The 220-nt window shown below is 45.5% G+C and carries 1 pseudogene; it reads left to right on the top strand.

Features of this window, described 5'->3' with window-relative positions:
- Nucleotides 1-95: 95 nt before the first annotated feature.
- Nucleotides 96-185 (top strand): annotated as a pseudogene (locus tag HMPREF3277_RS13535) (3-deoxy-manno-octulosonate cytidylyltransferase); the annotation flags it as partial.
- Nucleotides 186-220: the final 35 nt, after the last annotated feature.

Genomic DNA, 220 nt, shown 5'->3' on the forward strand with positions numbered 1-220 from the left:
GGTCGTCTGAAAATGATGAGCCGTAAAAAGCTGTTTTTCAGTAAACACCAAATCCGATAATCCGTTTTACCCAAACACCAACAGAAAGCCCTTTTATGACCGATTTACGCCATTTGAGCCGCGAAGAGCAAAAACTGCTTGCCGATGTTGCCCTGCTGGTTCAAAACGACGACCAGGAGTTTAACGCGGGTTTCGCCAAAATCTGAAATCAGTCGGTTTC

Source organism: Neisseria sp. HMSC70E02 (assembly GCF_001838645.1).
GTDB classification, from domain to species: Bacteria; Pseudomonadota; Gammaproteobacteria; order Burkholderiales; family Neisseriaceae; genus Neisseria; species Neisseria macacae.